The organism is Scandinavium manionii (assembly GCF_024764775.1).
Taxonomy (GTDB): Bacteria; Pseudomonadota; Gammaproteobacteria; order Enterobacterales; family Enterobacteriaceae; genus Scandinavium; species Scandinavium manionii.
The window spans coordinates 285,095-310,183 of record NZ_JALIGC010000037.1 but is presented as its reverse complement, the minus strand read 5'-3'; the positions used below and the strand labels follow the sequence as shown (position 1 = coordinate 310,183).

Sequence of the window (25,089 nt, the reverse complement as noted above, 5' to 3'; positions counted from 1 at the left end):
CAGGGAAATTTGTCTTATTATTTGGCGACGGATGACGAACCATCCGCATGCCACTGGAAGACACCAAACTCAAATCCCTTCAGATCGCCTTTCTCATCCCAGTTCAGCGGCCCAATCACGGTTTTCGCGCCGTGAGCTTTTAAATCTTTAATCAGCGCCTGCGGATCTTCGCTGCCGGTGCGGTCCATGGCGGTCGCCAGAGACTGGACGGCGGCATAGGTGATCCACACGTACGGGCCGCTCGGATCTTTTTTCTCGGCTTTCAGCGCGTCAACGATACCTTTGTTCGCCGGATCCTGATCATAGCGTTTCGGCATCGTCACCAGCATCCCTTCGCCCGCAGCACCCGCGATGTTCGACAGGGAAGCGTTACCCACGCCTTCCGGCCCCATGAACTGCGTTTTCAGGCCAACGGAACGCGCCTGACGCAGGATCTGCCCCATTTCCGGGTAGTAGCCGCCGTAATAAACGAAGTCGATGTTTTCTTTTTGCAGACGCGCCACCAGCGCGGAGAAGTCTTTTTCGCCAGCGGTGATACCGTCGAAGAACACCACGTTCGCGCCACCTTTCTTCAGGCTGTCCTGTACGGAGCGCGCCAGACCTTCGCCGTACTGCTGTTTGTCATGGATGATGGCAATGCGCTGCGCCTTCACCTTATCCAGAATGTATTTCGCGGCGGTTGGCCCCTGCGAGGAGTCGAGACCCGCGGTGCGCATGATGTACTGATAGCCGCGCTGCGTCAGTTCCGGGTTGGTCGCACCAGGGGTAATCATCAGAATGCCTTCGTCTTCGTAAATGTCAGACGCTGGCTGAGTAGAAGAAGAACAGAGGTGACCGATAACATATTTGATGCCGTCGTTGACCACTTTGTTGGCAACCGCCACGGCCTGTTTCGGATCGCAGGCGTCGTCATATTCCACGGCGACCAGTTTGTCGCCTTTGATGCCGCCCTTGGCATTGATGTCTTTAATTGCCTGACGCGCGCCGTTGAACTCCATGTCGCCCCACTGTGCAACCGGGCCAGACATTGCACCAATCACGGCGACCTTAATGTCTTTTGCCATTGCTGACTGCGACATGGCCAGGGCAATCATTCCCGCAATCAATGTTTTTGCATTCCGTTTCATCTTCAATCCCCATTCGTGATGTTGTTTGTATATATTTTGTATTTATTTGGTTAAAAAGCATTCTGTGCTTTTAATGCACAACGCTACTTTTACCAGTCTCTTTAATGGTTTAGCGATGTTATTTGCCAAAAACCAGACTAAAATCTCTATTTTTCAGTCGATTAAGCAAAGATAATATTCTGTATTCAGACAGAGTTAAACAAAAAAAACGCCGTTTTCAGCATAAAATAAGGTTACAAAGAGCGGGATAAATCACTACCTTTCAGGTTAAAATTCTGCTTATTTTTCGATCCATAACGCATTGCGCTACTTCGAACGGTAAGAAGAAAACGAATCCGCTGGTATTCAACATAAAAATAGAAATCGGCGAGTCGAGAAATTAGATAAACTCGGGGCATTATTTTTTACAGGTGGCTTCACATGAAACTGACAGTAATCAGGCTGACCACGCTCAGCGAGCAGGACCACATCGATCTCGGCAAGATCTGGCCAGAATACAGTGCGTCGTCCTTGCAGATGGACGATCAGCATCGGATCTATGCGGCGCGGTTTAATGAACGCCTGCTCGGTGCGGTGCGTGTGACGCTGCAAGGCACACAGGGCGCGCTGGATTCCATGCGGATACGCGAAGTTACCCGTCGCCGCGGCGTAGGGAAATATCTGCTGGAAGAGGTGCTGCGTGATAATCCTGGCGTCGACAGTTGGTGGATGGCGGATGTCGGCGTGGAAGACAGAGGCGTGATGGCGGCGTTTATGCAGGCGCTGGAGTTTACGGCGCAGGAAAATGGCTGGGTGAAGCATTAAAAATGGCTGGGTGAAGCATTAAAAATGCCGGGCGGCGGCTCCGCCTTACCCGGCCTACGTCCTACGTCCTACGTCCTACTCCGAATTTTCCCAAGAATTTCGTGCTGCAGGAAGGCGGCAAGTTATGAAATCCCCGGGAGCTTAGTGAAGTAAGTGACCGGGGTTGAATAACGCAGCCAACGCATCTGCAGCACGAAAGGCGCAGGGAAAATTACTTCGCGTCAGTCGCGGTACCGTTGGCATGCCACGTGAACACACCGAACTCAAAGCCTTTCAGGTCGCCTTTCTTATCCCACATCAGCGGGCCCATGACGGTGTCGACGCTGTTGGCTTTCAGCCATTCAGCAATTTTCGCCGGGTCGTCGCTCTGGTTCAGGCCCGCGCTCAAAGACTGGATCGCGGCATAGGTGGTCCACACGAACGCCCCGCTCGGATCCTGTTTCTTCGCCTTGATAGCGTCTACCACCGGTTTGTTCGCTGGAACCTGATCGTAGTTCTTCGGCTTGGTGACCAGCAGGCCTTCTGCAGAATCACCGGCAATGTTAGACAGTGACACGTTCGCCACCCCTTCCGGGCCCATAAACTGGGTTTTCAGACCGGCAGCACGTGCCTGGCGCAGGATCTGACCCATTTCCGGGTGGTAGCCACCGTAGTAAACGAAGTCGATATTCTCTTTCTTCAGACGTGCAACCAGGGTAGAGAAGTCTTTCTCACCGGCGGTGATCCCGTCAAAGAACACTACGTTGGCGCCGCCTTTTTTCAGCGGATCCTGCACGGCGCGCGCCAGACCTTCACCGTACTGCTGTTTGTCATGCACAATCGCGATGCGTTTCGGCTTCACGGTGTTGAGGATATATTTCGCGGCGGTTGGGCCCTGGTCAGAGTCCAGACCGGTGGTACGCAGGATCAGATTGTAACCGCGCGCAGTCAGCTCAGGCGCCGTCGCAGCCGGAGTGATCATCAGAATGCCTTCGTCTTCGTAGATGTCAGACGCTGGCTGAGTGGAAGAAGAGCACAGGTGACCGATAACGTATTTGATGCCATCGTTCACGACTTTGTTCGCCACGGCTACGGCCTGTTTCGGGTCGCAGGCATCGTCATATTTTACGATTTCGAGTTTGTTGCCTTTGATGCCGCCCTTGGCATTAATGTCAGCGACAGCCTGTTCAGCCCCCGTGAACTCCTGATCGCCATACTGCGCTACCGGACCGGACATGGCCCCCACAACGGCAATTTTAATGTCGTCGGCCATCGCCATGTGACTCATCGCCAGCGCGATACATCCTGCCAGTAACGCTTTACCCTTCATTTTCATCCTGAGATTCCCCATTGTGATGGTGATTGTATTTGTTGTGATGTTGTTATGTAGCGTTTTATATCGATTTTTGGTCTGCCGCCCGCGCTTTTGCAGCATACTCTGCTAAAACATACCCGATTTTTTAACTTTTGGAACGAGAATTTTGAGGGTTATGTAACAGAAACGTGACAAAAAAAAGCCGCTCCGGAGAGCGGCGAGCCATTAGTGACTGAGGGAGTGTCGAATAATCTCCAGCGCCTTGCGGAACTGGGCTTCAGGGATGGTGAGAGGGTAAAGAAAACGAATCACGTTGCCGTAGACGCCACAGCTCAGCAGCAGCAGGCCTTCTTTCATCGCCTTTTCCTGCACCTGTTTAGTGAATTCCGGTGACGGCGCGCCGGTCTGCGGATCGTTAAATTCAACGGCAACCATCGAGCCTTGCGCACGCACATCCACGATGTGAGGACAGCTGGCTCTGGCGTTGTTCAGCACTTCAACCAGGTGATGCCCCAGCTCAGCCGCACGGGCACAGAGCTTCTCTTCGTCGATGATATCGAGCACCGCGTGCGCCGCGGCAACGGCCAACGGGTTACCGGCGTAAGTACCGCCGAGACCGCCGGGAGCGGGTGCATCCATCACCTCGGCACGGCCTGCCACCGCAGAGAGCGGCATGCCGCCGGCCAGACTTTTCGCCATGGTCATCAGGTCTGGCTTCACGTCGTAATGCTCCATCGCAAACAGTTTGCCGGTACGGGCAAAACCGGTCTGCACTTCATCCGCAATCAGCAGCATGCCGTGGGTATCGCACAGTTTGCGCAGGCCCTGCATAAAATCGGCCGGCGCGACGTTGAAACCACCCTCGCCCTGCACCGGTTCGAGAATAATCGCCGCCACCTGATCCGGGGCGATATCCGCTTTGAAAATGCGATCGAGACTTTTCAGCGCGTCTGCGGTGCTGACGCCGTGCGCCGCATTCGGATACTGGCCGTGGTAAACGGAGCCCGGGAACGGACCGAAGCCGATTTTGTACGGAGCCACTTTGCCGGTCAGCGCCATGGTCATGAAGGTACGGCCGTGGAAACCGCCGCCGAAGGTAATCAGGCCGGGGCGCTTGGTGTAAGCACGGGCGATTTTCACCGCGTTTTCAACGGCTTCCGCACCGGTCGAGAAAAATGCGGTTTTCGCCGGGCCGTTCACCGGCACACGCTCGTTAATGCGCTCGGCCAGTGAAACATAGCTTTCATAAGGGACAATCTGGTACGCGGTGTGGGTAAACGCCTGCAATTGTTTTTCAATCGCCGCAACGATTGAAGGATGGCGATGACCGGTGTTTAGCACCGCAATACCCGCCGCGAAATCAATCACTTCATTGCCTTCCACATCCCAAAGCGTGGCGTTTTCAGCTTTCTCGGCGTAGAAGCCGCACATGACGCCAATGCCGCGTGGTGTCGCCTGCAAACGGCGCTGATTCAGTTCATTATTCTTCATCGACCTTACCCCATCTCAAATTCATTAGTGTTAACAACTTTGAAACAATGCAATAGTTTTACTGCTTGAGCGGTCCTATAATCGAGTACCAGTTTTGAATAATTGAGGGATCCAATTGCGTTCTTTAGTGTGCGATCTCCTGCAACTGCGTCTGGACGAGCAATCCGACGATAAATTGCACAAAAAGCTGTATAACGCCGTGCGATTGTCGATCCTTGACGGCAGCCTGCCGCCGCAAAGCCGTCTGCCGCCTTCACGCGATCTCGCGAGCCAGCTGCGCATGTCGCGCAATACGGTGCTGACCGTGTACGAACAGCTGCTGGCGGAGGGCTATATCGTGTCCCGTTCCGGTAGCGGCACCTTCGTGGCAAAAACCGTGCCGGACGCGTTGCTGTTCGCCGCGGGCAGCGATGAACAGCACGCCAGTTCGCCACAAAGCGTGAGCTTTTCAGAACGCGGTCAGGCGCTGTTGGCGCACAGCCGCGCCAGCCCTCGCCAGTGGGGCGCGTTTTTGCCCGGCGTGCCCGACGTGAACGAGTTCCCGCACGCGCTGCTGCGTAAAATCCACACCCGCGTCAGCCGCAAGCCGCAGGCGATGCAGCTTTCCTACAGCCCTTCCGGCGGCAGTCTGGCGCTACAACAGGCGTTGATGGAATATCTGCGCGTGGCGCGCTCGGTGCGCTGCACGCCGGACCAGATCCTGATAACCGAAGGCATTCACCAGGCGATTGATTTAGTGTCACGTATGCTGTGCAACCCCGGCGACAGCGCGTGGATTGAGGAGCCCGCCTATTGGGGTATTCGCAACGTGTTGCAGATGAACAGCGTGAATTTGCAGGCGGTCGATGTCGATCTCAGCGGCATGAACCCACCGGAGCCAGGAGAGTCACCGCCACGTCTGATCTTCGTCACGCCGTCGCACCAGTATCCGCTTGGCTGCGTGATGAGCCTGGAACGCCGTCAACGCCTGCTGGCCCTGGCGCGACAGACCGGCAGCTGGATTGTCGAAGACGATTACGATAGCGAGTTCCGCTTTTCGGGCCAGCCAATTCCGGCGCTACAGGGGCTGGTCGAAGATGCGCCGGTGATTTACATCGGTACCTTCAGCAAAACCATGTGGCCGGGGATGCGCCTCGGCTATGTGGTATTGCCTCGCCCGCTGGCGCAGTCGCTGCGCACCGCCCATGCCGAGCTGTATCGCAGCGGTCGTCTGCTCGATCAGGAAGCGCTGGCGCTGTTTATTCGCGAAGGGCATTACACCGCGCATATCCGTAGGATGCGCCTGCTGTACGCCCGTCGTCGTCAGCGGCTGGCGGGGCTCATCACCGATTATCTCGGTAAAGAGGCATTAAGCGAATTTAACGACAACGCCGGGCTGCACCTGGTGCTGAAACTCGATGCCGATTGTGACGACGTGGCGCTGGCTAACACGGCAAATGAAAAGGGGGTGCTGGTGCGACCGCTTTCACGCTATTACCTGAACAATGCAACGCAGCGCGGATTATTAATGGGTTTTGCAGCGATGCGCGAAGAAGAGATGGAAGGAGCGTTTAAAGTATTGATGGAGTGCATAAAAAACAAAAGCCCGACAGGTTAGACCTTCGGGCTTTCTTGTACCTGGCGGGTTTCACTTGCCGGGCCGTAATGGCGATGTGTAGGCCCGGTAAGCGTGAGCGTCACCGGGCATTGGCTTTCAGCTTACGCCTCGATCGCCATACGCAATTTTTTCATCGCGTTCTTTTCAAGCTGACGCACACGCTCGGCGGACACGCCATAGCGGTCGGCCAACTCCTGCAGCGTGGACTTGTTATCTTCGTCCAGCCAGCGAGCGCGAATGATATCCTGGCTACGTTCGTCCAGACCTTCCATCGCGTGAGTCAGTTTGTTCGCGGCCTGCTCTTCCCAGTTATCATCTTCGATGCCGTCGGCAAAGTTAGACGTTTTATCCTGTAAGTAGAGCACCGGTGCGACGGAATGGCTTTCGGAATCGTCATCAGCAGACATATCAAAGGCCATGTCCTGCGCGGACATTCGCGATTCCATTTCACGCACGTCTTTGCTGGAAACGCCCAGCTCGCGCGCAACCATTTCTACTTCATCCTGATTGAACCAGCCCAGACGCTGCTTGGTTTTACGCAGGTTGAAGAACAGCTTACGCTGTGCTTTGGTGGTCGCAACTTTGACGATACGCCAGTTACGCAGTACGTATTCGTGAATTTCAGCTTTGATCCAGTGCACGGCGAAAGACACCAGGCGCACACCCACTTCTGGGTTGAAACGACGTACGGCTTTCATCAGGCCGATGTTACCTTCCTGAATCAAATCTGCCTGCGGCAGACCGTAGCCCGAATAATTACGAGCAACGTGAACAACAAAGCGCAGGTGAGACAGGATCAGCGTTTTCGCTGCTTCCAGATCGCCCTGGTAATGCAGCTTCTCCGCCAGTGCCCGTTCTTCATCAGCCGTCAACATCGGCCATGCGTTTGCCGCCCGGACATAGGATTCCAGGTTGCCAACAGGGGCTAAAGCTAAAGTTTGCATATCTTTGGTCATTCAAGTCCTCTCAATTTACGTCCTGGCCGTGGTACGTCCCCATCAGGCAACTTTCGGGCCAGTTGTTACGAGCAGCGAGATTAACATTCACATTTTAATCAGACAGTGATGTTATCCACAAGTTCCATGCAACGCTGTGAATAGATTACGCACAAAATGTGACATCACGATGATAATGTTTGCGGGCAGGGAAAGCTGATGGGTTTTGACTCTCTCCCTGCGATTTTGCACAGGAACTTTGCAGCAGGGAGAGAGTATATCAGACTTTTTTTATTCCGGCGTAAAGTGGCGTAAATGTTGTACCGTCGCCAGCCAGGCGGCAATCCAGCCAATCATTGAACAAACAATCAGCATCAGCAAACATTCATCCAGGCCTAAGCCACTGAGTTCAAACTGGGTGCCAAACACTTTCGCCACTTCCGTCACCGCCGATGACAAACGCAGCACCAGAATTTCGGACAGGATAAGCGACAGAAACGCACCAGAAAAGCCCAACAGCGCCCCGCCGTACAGGAATGGACGCAGGATAAAGCCGTCGGTTGCGCCGATAAGCTTCTGGACGTTGATGGTGTCGCGACGCGCAAAGATGCTCAGGCGCACGCTATTACCAATGACGAGGAATACCGCCGCAATCATCAGCACGCCAATCATCGCCGCCACGCGTCCAACCAGGCCGGTGATGGACGAAAGTCGCGCGAACCAGCTGTCATCCATACGCACTTCATCTACGCCCTGAATACGTGACACACGGTCACGTAGGGTATTCAGCGAGTCGGTCCCCTGGAAATCGAGCTTTGGAATGACAATCGCCACCGCGGGAAGCGGGTTCTCTTCCAGCATATCCAGCGCGCCACCGAAGCCTGACCAGTTTCGGAACTCGCCCAACGCTTCATCACGGGACAGGTAATTCACCTTATCCACGCCCTGTTCGGCCTGCAACTGCCCGACGACGCGCGCTGCCGCGTCATCGTCCAGCGTTTTTTCGAGATACACCGTAATTTGCGGCGACGGATAATACTGCGATGCCGCGGTGTTCACGTTCTTGTAAACCATGTAACACACGCTCGGCAGCGTCAGGGAGATGGCGATCACCATCACCGTCAGGAACGTGGCCAGCGGTTTGCTTTTCAGGTCCTGCAATGCGCCGTTAAAGGCGTAACGCACCTGCTCGTTAAACACGTTGGTTTTACGGGAGTTCGGCTTCGGGGAAGACTTCGCGCGTTTTGGCACGTTGCCGCCGTTGTTGTTACCGCCTCTCGCAGAGTTACGCAGCCGGTCAAAACGGTTGCCGAACTGCCGGATGTGATTCATCGCCTCGCGTTTATTCACCGTAGCCTCCGTGCAAATGCCCGTCGCTGAGTGTCAGCTGTCGGTATGAACGGCTGGAAATCAGCCCCAGGTCGTGGGTCGCCATCAACACCGTCACACCAACGCGGTTAAACTCTTCGAACAGGCGCAAAATGCCTTCCGACAGCGCCTCATCGAGGTTACCGGTCGGTTCATCCGCCAGCAGTACCGCTGGTTTGTTCACCACCGCACGGGCAATACCCACGCGCTGCTGCTCACCGCCGGAAAGTTGAATCGGTAAATTTTTCGCTTTGTCGAGCAGCCCGACCTTATCCAGCGCTGCCGAGACGCGACGACGAATGTCATCGAAGCTGGCCCCCGCGATGATCAGCGGAATAGCGACGTTATCAAACACGGTGCGGTCCATCAGCAGATGGTGATCCTGGAAGATCATCCCAATCTGGCGACGCAGGAACGGCACTTCGCGGTTTTTCAGGCGGCTGATGTCGTGGCCGCTAAACCAGATTTTCCCGGTGCTGGGACGCTCGATACCGCAAATGAGCTTCAGCAGGGTACTTTTCCCCGCGCCGGAGTGGCCGGTCAGAAAGGCCATCTCACCCGGCTGCAGCTGGAAGTTAATCCCTTGCAGCGCTTGTCTCCCACCGAGATAGGCTTTGCTGACTTGTTCAAAGCGAATCATTGTTAATCCTCTCGGGCAAAAAGTGCCTCTATAAAATCGTCCGATTTAAACGGACGCAAATCTTCGATACGTTCGCCAACGCCAATGTAGCGAATCGGAATGCCGAACTGATCGGCCACCGAGAAGATAACGCCACCCTTGGCGGTCCCGTCCAGTTTAGTCAATGTGATGCCCGTCAGCCCAACCGCTTCGTGGAACAGCTTCGCCTGGCTGATGGCATTCTGACCGGTACTCGCATCGATGGTCAGCATGATTTCATGCGGTGCATCTTCGTCGAGCTTTTTCATTACGCGGACAATCTTCTTCAATTCTTCCATCAGGTGCGATTTGTTCTGCAAGCGACCTGCGGTGTCGGCAATCAGGACATCCACGTTACGGGCTTTCGCAGCCTGAATGGCATCGAAAATCACCGATGCGGAATCGGCCCCGGTATGCTGAGCAATCACCGGAATATCATTGCGCTGACCCCAGACCTGGAGCTGCTCAACCGCCGCGGCACGGAAGGTATCACCTGCCGCCAGCATCACCGATTTACCCTGCTGCTCAAACTGGCGCGCCAGCTTGCCAATGGTGGTGGTTTTACCCACGCCGTTGACGCCAACCATCAGGATAACAAACGGCATTTTGCCTTCAATATTAAGCGGCTCTTCCACTTTTGCGAGGATTTCGCTCATTTCATCTTTCAGCAGACCGTACAGCGCTTCGGCATCACGCAGCTGTTTGCGGCTTGCGCCTTCGGTCAGATTGGCGATGATTTTGCGGGTCGTTTCCACGCCGACGTCTGCAATCAGCAGCTGTTCTTCCAGCTCTTCAAACAGATCATCATCGATTTTCTTGCCGCGGAACAGACTGATAAATCCGGAACCGAGGTTTTCTTTGGTTTTCAGGAGGCTGCGTTTCAGACGCGCGAAGAAGCCCTCTTTAGTCGGCCGCTCCTGTTCCTGCTGCGTTTGTGCATCGTCGGTTTCTTCTGCCGTTTCTTCCGGCGCATCGATAGCATTTTCTGCCGCATCGGCGGCAGCCAGCGCCTGCGCTTCAAGCTCTTCGTCGCTCAGTTCAACGTCGGCAAAGTCTTCTTCTTCGACAACGTCTTCTGCGACAGTTTCTTCAACCGGGGCTTCTGCAACCACAGGCTCTTCAACGGCTGGTTCTTCTGCAACAGTTTCAACCGGTGTCGCTTCTTCGGCTTGCGCCTGATGCGCGACAACGGCTTCTTCTTCGGCAATCTCTTCCGGCAGCGGCAGCACTTCGTGTTCGATAACGGCCTCAGGCTCAGCGTCAACGCGCGGTTCTTCGACCGACGCAGTGACGGCAGCCACTTCTTCTGGTTCGGCTTCCACCGGCGCGACAGCCACAGCTTCCGGCTCAACCGGCTGTACGATGGCGCTTTGAGAGATCTCTTCGGTCACCTCAACCACGTCGTCGGCGAAGGCTTCGGTTTCTGCTTCGCTGTGCGCGGTCACTTCCGCTTCGGGTTCAGCGAGGCGTTCAACGTCCTGTTCCGCAGCAGGTTCAAGCGTTAGGGCTTCAGCCGTTTCCTGCGTGTCCTGCTCAATGACAGGCTCAGCGGCGGCTTGCTGCGCTTCGCTTTGCTGCTGTTCGGCTTCCTGTTGCTCTTTTTCTTTCTGTCCAAAGCCCAGCCAGGAAAAAAAGCCTCTTTTTTTATCTTTTGCCATTTGCGAGCACGCTCTTCACTGTTGATTCCCGGTACCGCGTTACCGCTATCCCTCCATAATTCAGGTTTCATGAAACCAGAATTATTTAGGTGTATGTACATGGAAGCTAAAAAAATGATGAAATAGTCTATCACTTAACTTAACGCGCATCACCGCCTGGAACAGTAATCCGGCATTGAGCTGAGCATAGATATGAAAAAACCAAACCACTCCGGCAGCGGCCAGATCCGCATTATAGGCGGGCAATGGCGGGGCCGTAAGCTCCCTGTTCCGGACAGCCCAGGCCTGCGCCCGACCACCGACCGCGTCCGTGAGACGCTATTTAACTGGCTTGCGCCGCATATGGTCGATGCTCGCTGCCTCGATTGTTTCGCTGGAAGCGGCGCATTGGGGCTAGAAGCGCTGTCGCGTTATGCCGCCAGTGCGACCCTGCTGGAAATGGATCGCCATGTGGCACAACAGTTACAAAAAAACCTCGCGACGCTTAAGGCCAGCCACGCGAAAGTGGTTAATACCAACAGCCTGACGTTCCTTGCACAGCCTGGCACACCGCACGATGTGGTGTTTATCGATCCGCCGTTCCGTAAAGGGCTGCTCGACGAGACGCTGAATCTGCTGGAAACGAAGGGCTGGCTGGCTGACGACGCGCTGATTTATGTCGAAAGCGAAGTGGAAAACGGCCTGCCGTTGGTCCCCTCGCACTGGGATTTATACCGCGAAAAAGTGGCCGGTCAGGTTGCTTATCGCCTTTATCAACGTGAAGCACAAGGAAATAACAATGCTGCTTAATATCGGCCGCCTGCTCATGCTTTGCGTCTGGGCCTTTTTGGTCCTCAACGTTTTGCACCCGTTCAAATTCCCGGTAAATATCTTCGTCAACGTGGCGCTGATTTTCATGATCCTGATGCACGGCCTGCAAATGACCCTGCTGAAAGCCACCCTGCCGAAGGACGGTCCGCAAATGACCCGCGGCGAGTCGGTTCGCGTATTTCTGTTTGGGGTATTTGAACTGATTGCCTGGCAGAAGAAGATGAAATTGACGACAACGAAGAAGAAGTGATGTTTTTGCCCGGCGACGCTCGCGCTTGCCGGGCCCCCATCATGGCACCGTGAACGCCACAAACTGCGAGCCTTTGTAGCTCAGCGTCCCTTTGTCACCGACGTTCAACGCGTGATACGCCTTCTCATCCAGACGATACGTGACTTCCAGCCCGCCGGTTTCCGGCTTAAAGCTCGCTTCATAACGCATATCGCTGCCCGCCGGGGCGACGATTTGCTGGCGAGAGCGTCGATCGTTCAACACCTTTTCACGTTTGTTGGTCACTACCACCTGCTTTTGCTGCAGCGGCGCGGCCTCGTTTTCCATCTTTTCACGACGCTGTGACACGAAACGGAACGACGCGGCAACGACAATTATCGCCACCACAATCACAAAAAAGAGCGGCATTTTGCTCATGGGAGGATTCTCTCACTGTCTTCTAAGAATTGACGCAAAGGAGGATACCTTGCCTGAACCGGCATTGCCATCTGCCACCCCGCGCCACTACACTGAATCGGAGAGTGCTTTTACATCGATAAAAGATACAAGGACTTATTATGCTGTGGTCTTTCATTGCAGTCTGTTTATCCGGTTGGCTTTACGTCGACGCCTCCTACCGTGGCCCGGTCTGGCAGCGCTGGGTGTTCAAACCCGTCACGCTGATTCTGTTGCTGCTTCTCGCCTGGCAGGCCCCGATGTTTAACGCAATCAGTTACCTGGTGCTGGCGGGCCTGTGTGCGTCGCTGATTGGCGATGCGCTAACGTTGCTGTCGCGCGAACGTATGCTGTACGCGGTGGGCGCGTTCTTCCTTTCTCATCTGCTGTATACGATTTGGTTCGCCAGCCAGATGACGCTGTCGTTCTTCTGGCCGCTGCCGCTGGTGCTGCTGGTGATTGGCGCGCTGCTGATAGCCGTTATCTGGTCACGCCTTGAAGAGCTGCGCCTGCCGGTGTGTACGTTTATTGCGATGACGCTGGTGATGGTGTGGCTGGCGGGCGAACTGTGGTTCTTCCGTCCGGTAGATACCGCGCTTTCCGGCTTCCTTGGCGCGACGCTGCTGCTTATCGGCAATATCGTGTGGCTGGGCAGTCACTACCGTCGCCGTTTCCGCGCCGATACCGCCATTTCCTCGGCGTGCTACTTCGCCGGGCACTTTTTGATCGTCCGCGCGCTGTATTTGTAAAAAGAGGCTTGACTCTGGAGTCGACTCCAAAGTGTATGCTCTGTGTTATTGAGAAAATTATCAGTAACAGGAGAGTGCCATGTCGACTCCAGACGCCAAAGCCAAACCCGCGCCTCAGTTCGCGAAAACGACCTTCACGCCTGCTCCGGTCACGGCACTGCACAACGATCACGGCGCGTGCTGCGGCGGCTCAAAGTCTGAGTCTGCCCCGGTCATCTCTCCCGCTTCCGGTACGCGTTTCAGTTGGCTGGTCAACGGCATGGACTGCGCCGCCTGTGCGCGCAAAGTTGAAAATGCCGTTCGCCAGGTGAGCGGCGTCAACCAGGTTCAGGTGTTGTTCACCACCGAAAAACTGCTGGTTGATGCCGAAAGCGATATTCGCGCCCAGGTCGAAACCGCCGTCGCCAACGCGGGCTATGTCCTGCGTAGCGAATATGCGCCGGAAGCGCCCGCCCCTTCTCGTCTGAAAGAAAATTTACCACTGATAGCGCTGATCGCCCTGATGGCTATCAGCTGGGGGCTGACGCAGATAAACCATCCGCTCGGGAATCTCGCCTTTATCGCCACCACTCTGGTTGGACTGTTCCCGATTGCACGCCAGGCCCTGCGTCTGATTAAAACCGGTAGCTGGTTTGCCATTGAAACGCTGATGAGCGTGGCGGCGATCGGCGCGTTATTTATCGGCGCGACGGCTGAAGCGGCGATGGTGCTGCTGCTGTTTATCATCGGCGAACGCCTTGAAGGCTGGGCCGCCAGTCGCGCCCGCAAAGGCGTCAGCGCGTTAATGGCCCTGAAACCGGACACCGCTGTTCGTCTGCGTGACGGCCAACGAGAAACCGTAGCCCAACGGGATTTACATCCGGGCGATGTGATTGAAGTCGCCGCCGGGGGGCGTCTGCCTGCGGACGGTAAGCTGATATCCGCCTTTGCCAGCTTCGATGAAAGCGCACTCACCGGCGAATCAGTCCCGGTCGAACGTGCGGAAGGGGAAAGCGTACCGGCAGGCGCTACCAGTGTAGACCGCCTGGTGCAGCTGAGCGTGACGTCCGAACCCGGCGACAGCGCCATCGACCGCATTCTGCGCCTGATTGAAGAGGCCGAAGAGCGCCGGGCACCGATTGAGCGCTTTATCGATCGCTTCAGCCGCATTTACACCCCGGCGATTATGCTGGTCGCGCTGCTGGTTGCGGTATTACCGCCACTGCTGGCGGGCGCTGAGTGGCAGCCGTGGATTTACAAAGGCCTGACGCTGTTGCTGATTGGCTGTCCGTGCGCGCTGGTGATTTCCACCCCGGCGGCGATTACCTCGGGCCTGGCTGCCGCGGCGCGCCGGGGCGCATTGATTAAGGGCGGCGCGGCGCTGGAACAGCTCGGTCGCATTCATCACATCGCCTTCGACAAAACCGGGACGCTGACCGTCGGCAAACCGCGCGTGACAAGCATTGTGGCGCTGAACGGCACCAATGAAGGCGAGCTTCTGGCGCTGGCTGCGGCCGTAGAACAAGGCTCCAGCCACCCGCTGGCGACGGCGATTATCAACGAAGCGAACGCACGCCACCTCACGCTGCCAGAGGCTCAGAACCAACGAGCGCTGGCCGGGTCCGGTATCGAAGCCGACGTGAATGGCGAGAAGGTGCTGATTTGCGCCGGGGATAAATTCCCGGCCGAAGGTCAGGCGGCACAAATCAGGGCGCTGGAAGAGGCCGGACAAACAGTGGTGGTGGTGGTTAAAAATCAGCGTCTGCAAGGCATTCTGGCATTGCGCGACACGCTGCGGGACGACGCTCGCGAAGCAGTCAGCGCACTGAATGCGCTGGGCGTTCAGGGCGTTATCCTGACCGGCGATAACCCTCGGGCAGCCGCTGCGATTGCCCATGAGCTGAGGCTGGATTTCCGCGCCGGGCTGCTGCCTGCGGATAAAGTGACCGCCGTGACCACATTGAATCAGCAGGCTCCGCTGGCGATGGTGGGCGACGGCATCAACGATGCGCCGGCGATGAAAGCGTCTACAATTGGCATTGCGATGGGTAGCGGGACGGACGTGGCGCTGGAAACCGCCGACGCGGCGCTGACCGGCAACCGCCTGACGGGTCTGGCGCAGATGATCAGCATTGCCCGCGCGACCCGCGCCAACATCCGCCAAAATATTACGATTGCGCTGGGACTGAAAGCCGTCTTCCTGGTCACTACGCTACTCGGTATCACCGGCCTGTGGCTCGCGGTTCTGGCCGATACCGGTGCCACGGTGCTGGTGACGGCGAATGCGTTACGGTTGTTGAATCGGAAATAGGATCGGAACGTGTCGGCCCGGTCAGCGACAGCGCCACCGGGCATTTAAAAAACAATCCCCAGCGGCGCGTGGCTTGCACGGACCTACAACCTCTGGAGAAACGACTACATCCCCAGGGCGTGCGGCAGCCACAGTGAAATCGCCGGAATGTACGTCACCATCGCCAGCACCACCAACAGCATTGCGTAGAACGGCAGCATCGCGCGGACCACGGTTTCTATCTTCTGCTTACTCACCGCACTGGCCACAAACAGCACCGACCCCACCGGCGGCGTAATCAGGCCAATCCCCAGATTTACCATCATGATCATCCCGAAATGTACCGGATCGATTCCCAGCGCATTGGTCACCGGTAACAGCACCGGCGTCAGGATCAAAATGATCGGCGCCATATCCATCAGCGTACCAATCAACAGCAGCATGACGTTGAGATACATCAGAATCACGTACTTGTTGCTGGAAAGCGTGGTGAAGAACTCGGTGATACGCGTTGGCAGTTGCATGTAGGTCATCACCGCGCCAAACGCCGCGGCAAAGCCAATCAGGATCATCACGATACTGACCGTTTTGACCGTGCGGTACATCAGCTTCGGCAGCTCGCTCCATTTGTAGTCACGGTAGATAAACATGGTGACAAAGAACGCCCACAGGCAGGCCACCGCCGCGGATTCTGTCGCGGTGAAAATGCCGGAAAGGATCCCACCGAGAATGATGACCACCGTCATCAGCCCCCACAGCGCATCAAAGAAAATCTTAACCGCCTGGCGAAAGGGAATGACTTCGCCTTTTGGATAGCCGCGCTTTTTCGCGAAGGCGAGGCACATCACCATCAGGCTGACACCCAGCAGCAAGCCCGGCAACACCCCGGCGATAAACAGCGAGGCAATAGACACCGTGCCGCCTGCCGCCAGGGAGTAAATCACCGAGTTGTGGCTCGGCGGGATCAGGATCGCCTGCACCGAACCGCTGGCGGTGACCGCCGCCGCATATTCGCGCGGATACCCTTTTTTCTCCATTTCCGGGATCATCACGCTGCCGATAGAGGCAGTATCCGCCACCGATGAACCGGAAATAGCACCGAAAAAGGTGGACGCCACAATGTTCACCAGTGACAGTCCACCGCGAATAAAGCCCACGAACAGATAGGCGAAATTGACCAGTCGGCGAGCAATCCCGCCTTCCGCCATGATCGCCCCAGCGAGAATGAAGAACGGAATCGCCAGCAGGGTAAATTTATTCACCCCGCTGGTAATCTGAATCATCAGCGCTTCCAGCGGTAACTCAATCCAGATTGCCCCAGCCACGGCGCTGAGCCCCACGGCAAAGGCCACCGGCATCCCAATAGCCAACAAAATGGCGAGGGTGAAAAGCAGAACAAACGCATCCATCTGACACCCCTTACCCGTGGTTACCGATGAGCACTATCGGGCGGTTCTCCTGAGAACCGAACAGCAGACGCTCAATGACAAACAGAATCAACACCGCCGAGCCAATCGGCAGCGGCAGATAGGTTTCACCCGAGGTCAGCAGTGGAAACTCCGCCACCGGCTGATCCCACAAATCGAGGCACAGCCCGTAGCTGTACCAGAACATCATCCCGGTAATCAGCAGCATCATGAGATCAACCAGCCGCGCCGCAGCGCGTTGCAGCGTGGCGGGTAGACGGTCGGTCAGCATGTTGACGGCGATGTGCGAACCGGCGCGGTAGCCTACCGCCGCGCCGATAAAAGTGAATGTCACCATGCACAGAATCGCTACCGGCTCCGGCCACGATTCCCCCTGATTGAGCACGTAACGGGAAAAAATGCCGATGGGGATCACGATGGTCATCACCAACAGCGACACGCCGGCGACCCACATCGCCAGCATGTACAGCTTATCCATCACTTTTGAAAAGGATTCAGACATAGGTCCTCCGTCCGACGTGAAAATCACTGGACGTCAGCGATGGCTTTCATCAGAGCCTGATGCTTTTCGCCATAGGCTTTACGCACCGGCTCCGTCGCCTGGACGAAGTACGCTTTGTCGATGTCGTGGAACTGCACGCCACCCGCTTTCATTTTTTCCAGCGCCTGTTTGTTGTAGGCGTTCCACAGCTCGCGCTGTTCCATCTGGGCTTCGCGGGCCAGCGTCAGGATTTTTTGCTGCTGATCGGCGTTGAGTTTGTCCCATTTCACTTTGGAATAGAGCAGCATTTCCGGGGTGATGAAGTGGCCGCTGAGGGTGTAATGTTTCGCTACCGGCATGTAGTTGTGGGCGATAAAGGTTGGCGGGTTGTTTTCGGCACCGTCGATAACGCCGGTCTGCATGCCGCTGTAAACTTCACTCACGCCCATGGCGACGGCGTTAGCGCCCATGTCTTTCAGGGTATCAATCGCCACCGGGCTGCCCTGAACGCGGATTTTCATCCCTTTCAAATCTTCCGGTTTGGTGACCGGCTGTTTGGTAATCAGGTTGCGGGTGCCGGAATCCATCCAGCCGAGGAATACCAGTTTGGATTTCGGGTTGTTGGTGAGCTTGTCGCCAATTTGTTTGCCGATCTCACCGTCGATGACCTTGTGCATATGATCTTCATCGCGGAAAACGTACGGCAGAGTGAACACTTCGATGTCCGGCAGAATCGCCGCCACGGGCGCCATTGATACGCGAATGATGTCGATGGCCCCCATTTGCGCCTGCTCAATCATTTGCTTTTCATCGCCCAGCACGCCGCCCGGGAAGACTTTAATTTCCAGGTCGCCGTTAGTTTGCTGTTTGAGTTTTTCGCCCATGTGCTGGACCGCCACCACGTTCGGGTAGCCTTCAGGATGGACATCAGCGGCGCGGATGGTTTGCGCTAAAACCGAGGGCGTAAAACAGAGTGCTGCGGTGGAAAAGCATAAGGCGGCCACAAATGGCCTGACAGTCATTTTCATCGGTCGGCTCCAGGGTATTTAATAAAACGTTGTTTTAGTTTTGCGTTTAAAAATTAGCCTGGTACGGGGAAAACGACGGTGAGACGCCTCACAAAAGCTACAATTGTGAAACGATGGTTTAACGATTTGGTAACGATATTCCAGGGCAGATCACAGTTTCTGCCCTTAGAGAATTAATGGTTTTTACGGATGAGATAGCGATAAGGAAGAGAATCGGTGCTCTGAGCAATCAGCTCATGATCCATAAAGCGGCAGAAGCCAGGGATATCACGGGTCGTCGCCGGGTCATCCGCCACAATCAGCAGCGTTTCGCCGACGGGCATGGTGCGCACAGTTTTGCGTACCATCATTACCGGCTCAGGGCAGCGCAGGCCCTGAGCATCAAGGGTGTGGTCAGCAGCAGAAAAGATATCGCTCATGGTTCACTCAGTCAGTCAAAAAACCGCCCTAGTTTACCGCCAGTTATTTGTGACGCAAGGCAGGTTAACGATTGCGCGAAAATTAGCCGTTGCAAAGCGCACATAACGCAGTATCATGCGGCGGTTTTTAGCGTTTCAAGACACACATTGGGTTCCCTCACCCCAACCACTAAAAAGGCTACAACATGATGCAGTTCTCTCAAGCACAGCGCGTAAAAGCGTTGTTCTGGCTTTCGCTTTTTCATCTGCTGGTGATCACCTCCAGTAACTATCTGGTGCAGCTGCCGGTCTCCATTTTTGGTTTTCATACCACCTGGGGCGCGTTTAGCTTTCCGTTTATTTTCCTCGCAACCGATCTGACCGTGCGTATCTTTGGCGCGCCGCTGGCCCGCAAGATTATTTTTGCGGTAATGGTGCCTGCGCTGCTGATCTCTTACGTTATTTCGTCGCTCTTTTATATGGGCGAATGGCAGGGTTTTTCCGCGCTCACCAGCTTTAACCTGTTTGTTGCCCGCATCGCCGCCGCGAGCTTTATGGCTTACGCGCTGGGTCAGATCCTCGACGTTCACGTCTTCAACCGCCTGCGACAGAATCACCGTTGGTGGATGGCGCCGACCGCCTCCACGCTGTTCGGTAACGTCAGCGATACCCTCGCGTTCTTCTTCATCGCCTTCTGGCGCAGTCCTGACCCGTTCATGGCTTCCCATTGGGTCGAAATCGCGCTGGTTGATTACACCTTCAAGGTGCTTATCAGCCTGGTATTCTTCCTGCCGATGTACGGCGTAGTGTTGAATATGTTGTTGAAAAAACTGGCAGATAAATCTGAAAACCCAGCTTTTCAAGCGGGTTAAAGGTTCATGCAATGGGTTGTGATAAGATAAGCTGATGTGCCATTAATGGCCGTTTATCAAAAGGAAGATGTCAATGCGCAATTTGGTTAAATACGTCGGTATTGGCCTGCTGGTAATGGGCCTTTCCGCCTGTGACAACAGCGACAGTAAAGCCCCAGTTCAGGGAGCAGCCGCCGAAAGCAACGCCGCTGCACAGCCTGTAAAACTGCTGGAAGGCAAACTCAGCTTCTCCCTGCCGGCCGATATGACCGATCAGAGCGGCAAGCTGGGCACTCAGGCCAACAACATGCACGTGTACTCCGATGCAACGGGCCAGAAAGCGGTTATCGTGATTGTCGGCGACAACGCCAACGAAGACCTTAGCGTACTGGCTGCCCGTCTGGAAGCGCAGCAGCGCAGCCGCGACCCGCAACTGCAGGTTGTGACCAACAAATCCATCGAGCTGAAAGGCCAGACCCTTCAGCAGCTCGACAGCATTATCTCTGCCAAAGGCCAGACCGCGTACTCTTCCGTGGTACTGGGCAAAGTGGACGGCAAACTGCTGACCCTGCAAATCACGCTGCCTGCTGACGATCAGCAGAAAGCGCAGAGCACCGCAGAGAACATCATCAATACCATCGTTATCAACTAAGTTAGTCTGCTGACGACACGGCCCCTGGTTTCGCGACCGGGGGCTTTTTTTGTTTTGGGCGGGCTATCGTCCTTCTTTCCGATAGTCAGCCCAGCGGGACGCACTACACTTAATGGCATAGCTCATAAGGAAATTGCCATGACCACACTGGCCGCTGATAAAGCGGGTTTACACATACTTCTCAAACTGGCGTCGTTGGTTGTCATCCTGGCAGGGATCCATGCCGCCGCCGACATTATTGTCCAACTTTTACTGGCCCTGTTTTTCGCCATCGTTCTCAATCCACTGGTGACCTGGTTTATCCGTCGCGGCGTCTCACGACCGCTGTCGATCGCGATTGTGGTCTTTGCGATGCTATGCGTACTCACCGCGCTGGTTGCCGTTCTGGCGGCATCCACCAGCGAATTTGTCGCCATGCTGCCGAAGTACAACAAAGAACTGACCCACAAGCTGCTTGCCTTACAGGACTCGATGCCGTTTTTACACATGCACATGTCGCCGGAGCGTATGCTGCAACGCGTTGATTCCGATAAAATGGTCGCCTTCGCCACCACCATGATGACCCAATTTTCCGGGGCCATGGCAAGCATCGTGCTGCTGATGATGACGGTGGTGTTTATGCTGTTCGAAGTGCGCCACGTCCCGTACAAACTGCGTTTCGCCCTGGTGAATCCGCAAATCCATATCGCCGGGTTGCACCGCGCCCTGAAAGGGGTGTCGCACTATCTGGCGCTGAAAACGCTGATCAGCCTGTGGACCGGGGTGATTGTCTGGCTCGGTTTGCTGTTGCTCGACGTGCAGTTTGCGCTGATGTGGGGCGTACTGGCGTTCCTGTTGAACTACGTGCCCAACATCGGGTCGGTGATTTCCGCCATTCCGCCAATGATTCAGGCGTTCCTGTTTAACGGCTGGTATGAGGGGCTGCTGGTCGGCGGGCTGTTCCTGGCAGTACATATGGTGCTGGGAAATATGGTTGAACCGCGAATGATGGGCCATCGTCTGGGCATGTCGACGTTAGTGGTGTTCTTATCATTATTGGTCTGGGGCTGGCTGCTCGGCCCGGTCGGGATGCTGCTCTCAGTACCGCTCACCAGCGTGTGTAAAATCTGGATGGAAACCACCAAAGGCGGCAGTAAGCTGGCGATTTTGTTGGGGCCGGGGCGTCCAAAGAGCCGATTGCCGGGTTAATGGCATTGCCCGGTGGCGCTGCGCTTGAACACGCCTACCGATCCCGCGGGCCCGGCATGCATTGCGCCGCCGGGCATTTTGTTCTGACGCTTTCTTCGCGCAGAAATTAATAATCCCCCTAACTAAAATTGGCCACTAATTAAAATCCAATTGTCGAAATATTAAAATTACGCAGATACTTATCATCCTATTAACAGATATTCCGGTTGCAGCCACTCACATACTCCCTTATCATTTTTAACGTCAAAATAACCAAAAAAACACCTGTTATCGCGTAATGGAAATAACGTGCGTTCGTTGATAAAGGGTTTGGGTAATGCTTGCTTTAATCTCGCATCGCTTCACAGATTGAATGGAGTTATTGATGAAAAAGTTAGTGAAATGGTTTGCTGCCGTCGCCGTTGTCGGTGCTCTGGCGGGCTGCGTTTCTCGCACCGCTCCGATTGAAACAGTTCAAAGCCCGGTAGCCACCGGTCACACCGAAGCCCAGGTACGGAACGCCATCTTAAAAGCGGGACTCAACCGCCAGTGGATTATGACTGATGCCGGCCCCGGCGTGATTAAAGGTCGCCAGCAGGCACGTGACCATACCGCCAATGTTTTGATTCAGTATTCTGCCAACAGCTACATCATCAAATATGACGGTAGTACTAATCTGATGGCGGAAGGCGGTCAAATTCATAAGAACTACAACCGCTGGGTACATAATCTCGATAAAGATATTCAGATTAGCCTCTCCAGCGCCGTACAGCAGTAATCGTTATTTCGGGATATTAGGCCACAGCGGCCTGATATCCCGCTGCGTTTTATGCCCCGGCGCAACATAGACCAAAATCAAGACTACTCTGCCTTACAGATATTCGCCTGTCTGCCGACAACATTGTAGGATATGAGCGCAAATAGCGGCCCACGGCAAAATGCCGCGTGAACAAAACGATAATAAATGGCATAACGTCTTCTAACGAATAAAGAGTATCGACAGACCAGGCTCGCACTGATGAATTTTGCATTAAACCTTATCGACTGGCAGGCCCGTGCGCCCGGCCTTAGCGACGACGCTCAGTGGATTCAGTGGGCGAATCACGTCCAGCCCATTGATGCCGCTGCGCCGCAGGCCAAACTGACCGCGCTGCCGATGATGACCGCGCGCCGTTTAAGCTCGGGGAGCAAACTCGCAGTGGAGTGCGGGCTGTTGATGTTACGCAAACACGCCATTGATGCGGTGCTCTACACCAGCCGTCACGGCGAACTCGAACGTAACTTCCGCATTCTCGAGGCGCTGGCGACGCAGCAATCCGTGTCGCCCACCGATTTCGCGCTCTCGGTGCATAACTCCGCCGTCGGCAACCTGACTATCGTGGCGCAACAGCCGGTGGTTTCATCGTCGCTGGCCGCCGGAAAAGACACTTTTCAGCAGGGCCTGTGCGAAGTTATCAGCCTGTTGCATGCGGGCTATAAGCGCGTGCTGATGGTTGATTTTGACGGCGCGCTGCCCGCGTTTTATCACCCGGATTTACCCGACGCTATGCCGACCTGGGCCTATGCCTGCGCGATGGTGTTCGAAGCCGGGACAAGTCTCGCCTGCTCCACACAATCCGGTGGAACGGAAGCAGAAAACGCGCTGCCGCAAAGCCTGACATTCCTGCGCCACTATCTGAATCACGACCGCGAATTCGTCATTGACGGTGAAGTCTCCCGCTGGTGCTGGAGCCGGGCATGAAAACCGTCAGTTCCCGCTTCAACCGCCTGTGGCGCATCTTCGCCACCGGGTTTTGCTTTTCGCTGTTTGGCCTCGGCGGGCTGCTGTTGTCGCTTATCTGGTTTAATATTTTATTGTTGTGCGTGCGGAATAAAGACCGTCGCCGCAGCCTGGCGCGCCGCAGCATTGCCACCAGCTTTCGTTTCTTTTTATGGGTCACGAAAGTCATGGGCGTGCTGGACTATCGTATTCACGGCGAAAATATTTTGCGCCAGGAGCGCGGCTGTCTGGTTATCGCCAATCACCCGTCGCTGCTCGATTACGTGATGCTGGCTTCGGTGATGCCCGACACCGACTGCATGGTGAAAAGCGCACTGCTGAAAAACCCGTGCATGAGCGGCGTCATTCGCAGCGCGGACTATTTGATTAACAGCCAGGCCGACACCCTGCTGCCCGCCTGCCAGCAGCGTCTGGCAAAAGGCGACACGATTTTGATTTTTCCGGAAGGCACCCGCACACGCGTGGGCGAGCCAATGACGCTCCAGCGCGGTGCGGCAAATATCGCCGTGCGTTGCGCAAGCGATGTCCGAATTGTGACGATCCAGTGCAGCGAACGCATGCTCGACAAACAGAGCAAGTGGTATGATGTACCGCCGGTGAAACCTATATTCGATGTGAATGTGTGCGAGCGTCTCGCCATCACCGACTTATATGATGCAAACTTACAAGAACCGGCTCTGGCTGCCCGGCAGCTCAACCGGCTATTTTTGTCTCAATTGCAGCAGAACAACCCGGAAAGCTGATCGGGACAGAACTATTTTTGGCAGGAATTAATGATGCAAGCCCTCTATCTTGAAATAAAAAACCTCATCATTCAGACCCTGAATCTTGATGAGCTGTCAGCGGATGATATCGACACCGATGCCCCACTCTTTGGAGACGGCCTGGGCCTGGACTCCATTGATGCACTCGAACTGGGACTGGCGGTAAAGAATCAGTACGGCGTGGTGCTTTCAGCAGAAAGCGAAGAGATGCGTCAGCATTTCTATTCCGTCGCCACACTGGCGTCCTTTATTAACGCTCAACGCGCATGAAGACGAGTCCGTTATGACTGAACAAGAAACGATTTATCAGGAAGTGACCGAGCTTCTGCACAAACTCTTTGAACTCGATCCTCAGGACATTACGCCTGAGTCCCGCCTGTATGAAGACCTGGAGCTGGACAGCATCGACGCCGTCGACATGGTGGTCCACCTGCAGAAAAAAACCGGAAAGAAAATTAAGCCTGAAGAATTCAAATCGGTCCGCACCGTACAGGATGTCGTCGATGCCGTAAGCCGTCTGCTGCACGACGAATAATTCAGATGCGAAGCTTACGTTCGCTGCCGCTGATGCGGCTGGCGACAGGGGCCATTGTTCTGGCCTGGCCGCTGCTGGTTGGCTTTGGTCTGGCGCATAATGGATTGCACTGGCTGCTGCCGGTGATGGCGCTACTGCTGGTGCTCCGTCTGTTCCAGGTGCGCAAACAGGCCGGGCCGATGCGCCGGGTGCTCCAAATTGTGGCGCTCGCCGGAATTGCCCTGTGCGCTGCCAGTGCGCTGCTGAAAGCGCACCAGCTGCTGCTGTTCTATCCGGTGGTGGTGAACGCGGTGATGCTCGCGGTATTCGGCGGCTCGCTGTGGAGTGACATGCCGCTGGTTGAGCGTCTGGCACGCCTGCGAGAGCCGGAATTGCCCCCAGCAGGCGTGCGTTATACCCGTCAGGTGACCCGCATCTGGTGCCTGTTTTTTATCGTGAACGGATCGATTGCCCTCTTCACCGCTCTGCAGGGCGACATGCGGCTGTGGACCGCGTGGAACGGCGTCATCGCCTACCTGCTGATGGGCACCCTGATCACCGGTGAATGGCTGGTTCGCAGACGTTTGATGAAAAGAGATTAAC

At 55.5% G+C, this 25,089-nt stretch carries 27 protein-coding genes; 15 read left to right on the top strand and 12 right to left on the bottom strand.

Annotated features, from left to right (window positions below):
• Positions 1-17 precede the first annotated feature (17 nt).
• Positions 18-1,127, bottom strand: a complete 1,110-nt coding sequence (gene livK, locus MUU51_RS11225; protein ID WP_159769510.1) for a high-affinity branched-chain amino acid ABC transporter substrate-binding protein LivK — start codon at positions 1,125-1,127, stop codon at positions 18-20.
• A gap of 420 nt (positions 1,128-1,547) precedes the next feature.
• Here livK and panM point away from each other — a divergent pair, with 420 nt between their 5' ends.
• Complete coding sequence (panM, locus tag MUU51_RS11220) at positions 1,548-1,931, top strand: aspartate 1-decarboxylase autocleavage activator PanM (RefSeq protein WP_159769507.1); 384 nt, start codon at positions 1,548-1,550, stop codon at positions 1,929-1,931.
• A gap of 211 nt (positions 1,932-2,142) precedes the next feature.
• Here panM and MUU51_RS11215 read toward each other — a convergent pair whose 3' ends face one another.
• On the bottom strand, positions 2,143-3,246 hold the full coding sequence (locus tag MUU51_RS11215; RefSeq protein ID WP_258967773.1) for a branched-chain amino acid ABC transporter substrate-binding protein: 1,104 nt from the start codon (positions 3,244-3,246) through the stop codon (positions 2,143-2,145).
• A gap of 204 nt (positions 3,247-3,450) precedes the next feature.
• Positions 3,451-4,716, bottom strand: coding sequence for a 4-aminobutyrate--2-oxoglutarate transaminase (locus tag MUU51_RS11210; protein WP_258967772.1), 1,266 nt, complete (start codon positions 4,714-4,716; stop codon positions 3,451-3,453).
• A 115-nt stretch (positions 4,717-4,831) separates the two neighbouring features.
• Between MUU51_RS11210 and pdxR the strand changes: the two genes are divergently transcribed.
• A complete protein-coding gene (gene pdxR / locus MUU51_RS11205) occupies positions 4,832-6,313 on the top strand; it encodes a MocR-like pyridoxine biosynthesis transcription factor PdxR (RefSeq protein ID WP_159769476.1) in 1,482 nt (493 codons plus the stop codon).
• 101 nt (positions 6,314-6,414) lie between these two features.
• Here the strand turns inward: pdxR and rpoH are convergent, their stop codons facing one another.
• The 4 genes from rpoH to ftsY all read right to left on the bottom strand — a co-directional run bounded on the left by rpoH (position 6,415) and on the right by ftsY (position 10,932).
• Entirely contained in the window at positions 6,415-7,269 is an 855-nt protein-coding gene (gene rpoH / locus MUU51_RS11200; protein WP_110510161.1) for an RNA polymerase sigma factor RpoH, read from the bottom strand.
• Positions 7,270-7,539: 270 nt separating this feature from the next.
• Positions 7,540-8,598 (bottom strand): permease-like cell division protein FtsX, encoded by a 1,059-nt coding sequence (gene ftsX / locus MUU51_RS11195; protein ID WP_159769470.1) that lies wholly within the window; start codon positions 8,596-8,598, stop codon positions 7,540-7,542.
• Positions 8,591-9,256, bottom strand: coding sequence for a cell division ATP-binding protein FtsE (gene ftsE / locus MUU51_RS11190; protein ID WP_159769467.1), 666 nt, complete (start codon positions 9,254-9,256; stop codon positions 8,591-8,593). The genes ftsX and ftsE overlap by 8 nt, the downstream gene beginning before the upstream one ends.
• Positions 9,257-9,258: 2 nt before the next feature.
• Entirely contained in the window at positions 9,259-10,932 is a 1,674-nt protein-coding gene (ftsY, locus tag MUU51_RS11185; protein ID WP_258967771.1) for a signal recognition particle-docking protein FtsY, read from the bottom strand.
• A 192-nt stretch (positions 10,933-11,124) separates the two neighbouring features.
• Here ftsY and rsmD point away from each other — a divergent pair, with 192 nt between their 5' ends.
• Positions 11,125-11,721 (top strand): 16S rRNA (guanine(966)-N(2))-methyltransferase, encoded by a 597-nt coding sequence (gene rsmD / locus MUU51_RS11180; protein ID WP_159769461.1) that lies wholly within the window; start codon positions 11,125-11,127, stop codon positions 11,719-11,721.
• Entirely contained in the window at positions 11,711-11,992 is a 282-nt protein-coding gene (locus MUU51_RS11175; RefSeq protein WP_159769458.1) for a DUF1145 family protein, read from the top strand. The genes rsmD and MUU51_RS11175 overlap by 11 nt, the downstream gene beginning before the upstream one ends.
• Before the next feature lie 39 nt (positions 11,993-12,031).
• Here the strand turns inward: MUU51_RS11175 and MUU51_RS11170 are convergent, their stop codons facing one another.
• Positions 12,032-12,388 (bottom strand): DUF2500 domain-containing protein, encoded by a 357-nt coding sequence (locus tag MUU51_RS11170; protein WP_159769455.1) that lies wholly within the window; start codon positions 12,386-12,388, stop codon positions 12,032-12,034.
• 140 nt (positions 12,389-12,528) lie between these two features.
• On the opposite strand from MUU51_RS11170, the gene MUU51_RS11165 reads away from it, so the two are divergent.
• Positions 12,529-13,155: a lysoplasmalogenase gene (locus tag MUU51_RS11165; protein WP_159757462.1), complete on the top strand. Its 627-nt coding sequence runs from the start codon at positions 12,529-12,531 to the stop codon at positions 13,153-13,155.
• A gap of 79 nt (positions 13,156-13,234) precedes the next feature.
• Positions 13,235-15,445, top strand: a complete 2,211-nt coding sequence (gene zntA, locus MUU51_RS11160; protein WP_258967770.1) for a Zn(II)/Cd(II)/Pb(II) translocating P-type ATPase ZntA — start codon at positions 13,235-13,237, stop codon at positions 15,443-15,445.
• A 104-nt stretch (positions 15,446-15,549) separates the two neighbouring features.
• Here the strand turns inward: zntA and MUU51_RS11155 are convergent, their stop codons facing one another.
• The 4 genes from MUU51_RS11155 to tusA all read right to left on the bottom strand — a co-directional run bounded on the left by MUU51_RS11155 (position 15,550) and on the right by tusA (position 18,779).
• Positions 15,550-16,833, bottom strand: a complete 1,284-nt coding sequence (locus MUU51_RS11155; RefSeq protein ID WP_258967769.1) for a TRAP transporter large permease — start codon at positions 16,831-16,833, stop codon at positions 15,550-15,552.
• Between the two features lie 10 nt (positions 16,834-16,843).
• Positions 16,844-17,353 (bottom strand): TRAP transporter small permease, encoded by a 510-nt coding sequence (locus MUU51_RS11150; protein WP_258967768.1) that lies wholly within the window; start codon positions 17,351-17,353, stop codon positions 16,844-16,846.
• Between the two features lie 23 nt (positions 17,354-17,376).
• A complete protein-coding gene (locus MUU51_RS11145; RefSeq protein WP_258967767.1) occupies positions 17,377-18,360 on the bottom strand; it encodes a TRAP transporter substrate-binding protein in 984 nt (327 codons plus the stop codon).
• Between the two features lie 173 nt (positions 18,361-18,533).
• On the bottom strand, positions 18,534-18,779 hold the full coding sequence (tusA, locus tag MUU51_RS11140; RefSeq protein WP_159769437.1) for a sulfurtransferase TusA: 246 nt from the start codon (positions 18,777-18,779) through the stop codon (positions 18,534-18,536).
• A 185-nt stretch (positions 18,780-18,964) separates the two neighbouring features.
• On the opposite strand from tusA, the gene MUU51_RS11135 reads away from it, so the two are divergent.
• The 9 genes from MUU51_RS11135 (at position 18,965) to MUU51_RS11095 (ending at position 25,088) form a co-directional block, all read left to right on the top strand.
• Positions 18,965-19,630, top strand: coding sequence for a 7-cyano-7-deazaguanine/7-aminomethyl-7-deazaguanine transporter (locus tag MUU51_RS11135; protein WP_258967766.1), 666 nt, complete (start codon positions 18,965-18,967; stop codon positions 19,628-19,630).
• Positions 19,631-19,703: 73 nt separating this feature from the next.
• Positions 19,704-20,261, top strand: coding sequence for a DcrB family lipoprotein (locus MUU51_RS11130; RefSeq protein ID WP_258967765.1), 558 nt, complete (start codon positions 19,704-19,706; stop codon positions 20,259-20,261).
• Positions 20,262-20,399: 138 nt separating this feature from the next.
• Positions 20,400-21,449 (top strand): AI-2E family transporter, encoded by a 1,050-nt coding sequence (locus tag MUU51_RS11125; protein WP_258967764.1) that lies wholly within the window; start codon positions 20,400-20,402, stop codon positions 21,447-21,449.
• 364 nt (positions 21,450-21,813) lie between these two features.
• Positions 21,814-22,206 carry a hypothetical protein gene (locus MUU51_RS11120; RefSeq protein ID WP_159769425.1) on the top strand — a complete coding sequence of 131 codons (393 nt, stop codon included), beginning with the start codon at positions 21,814-21,816 and terminating at the stop codon, positions 22,204-22,206.
• A 240-nt stretch (positions 22,207-22,446) separates the two neighbouring features.
• Positions 22,447-23,169 (top strand): beta-ketoacyl synthase chain length factor, encoded by a 723-nt coding sequence (locus tag MUU51_RS11115; protein WP_159769422.1) that lies wholly within the window; start codon positions 22,447-22,449, stop codon positions 23,167-23,169.
• Positions 23,166-23,951 (top strand): lysophospholipid acyltransferase family protein, encoded by a 786-nt coding sequence (locus tag MUU51_RS11110; protein WP_374684570.1) that lies wholly within the window; start codon positions 23,166-23,168, stop codon positions 23,949-23,951. Before MUU51_RS11115 ends, MUU51_RS11110 begins: the two co-directional genes overlap by 4 nt.
• Positions 23,952-23,984: 33 nt before the next feature.
• On the top strand, positions 23,985-24,242 hold the full coding sequence (locus tag MUU51_RS11105; protein WP_110510180.1) for a phosphopantetheine-binding protein: 258 nt from the start codon (positions 23,985-23,987) through the stop codon (positions 24,240-24,242).
• A gap of 13 nt (positions 24,243-24,255) precedes the next feature.
• Positions 24,256-24,507: an acyl carrier protein gene (locus MUU51_RS11100; RefSeq protein ID WP_125354977.1), complete on the top strand. Its 252-nt coding sequence runs from the start codon at positions 24,256-24,258 to the stop codon at positions 24,505-24,507.
• Positions 24,508-24,512: 5 nt separating this feature from the next.
• Positions 24,513-25,088, top strand: coding sequence for a COG4648 family protein (locus MUU51_RS11095; RefSeq protein ID WP_258967763.1), 576 nt, complete (start codon positions 24,513-24,515; stop codon positions 25,086-25,088).
• Position 25,089 lies beyond the last annotated feature (1 nt).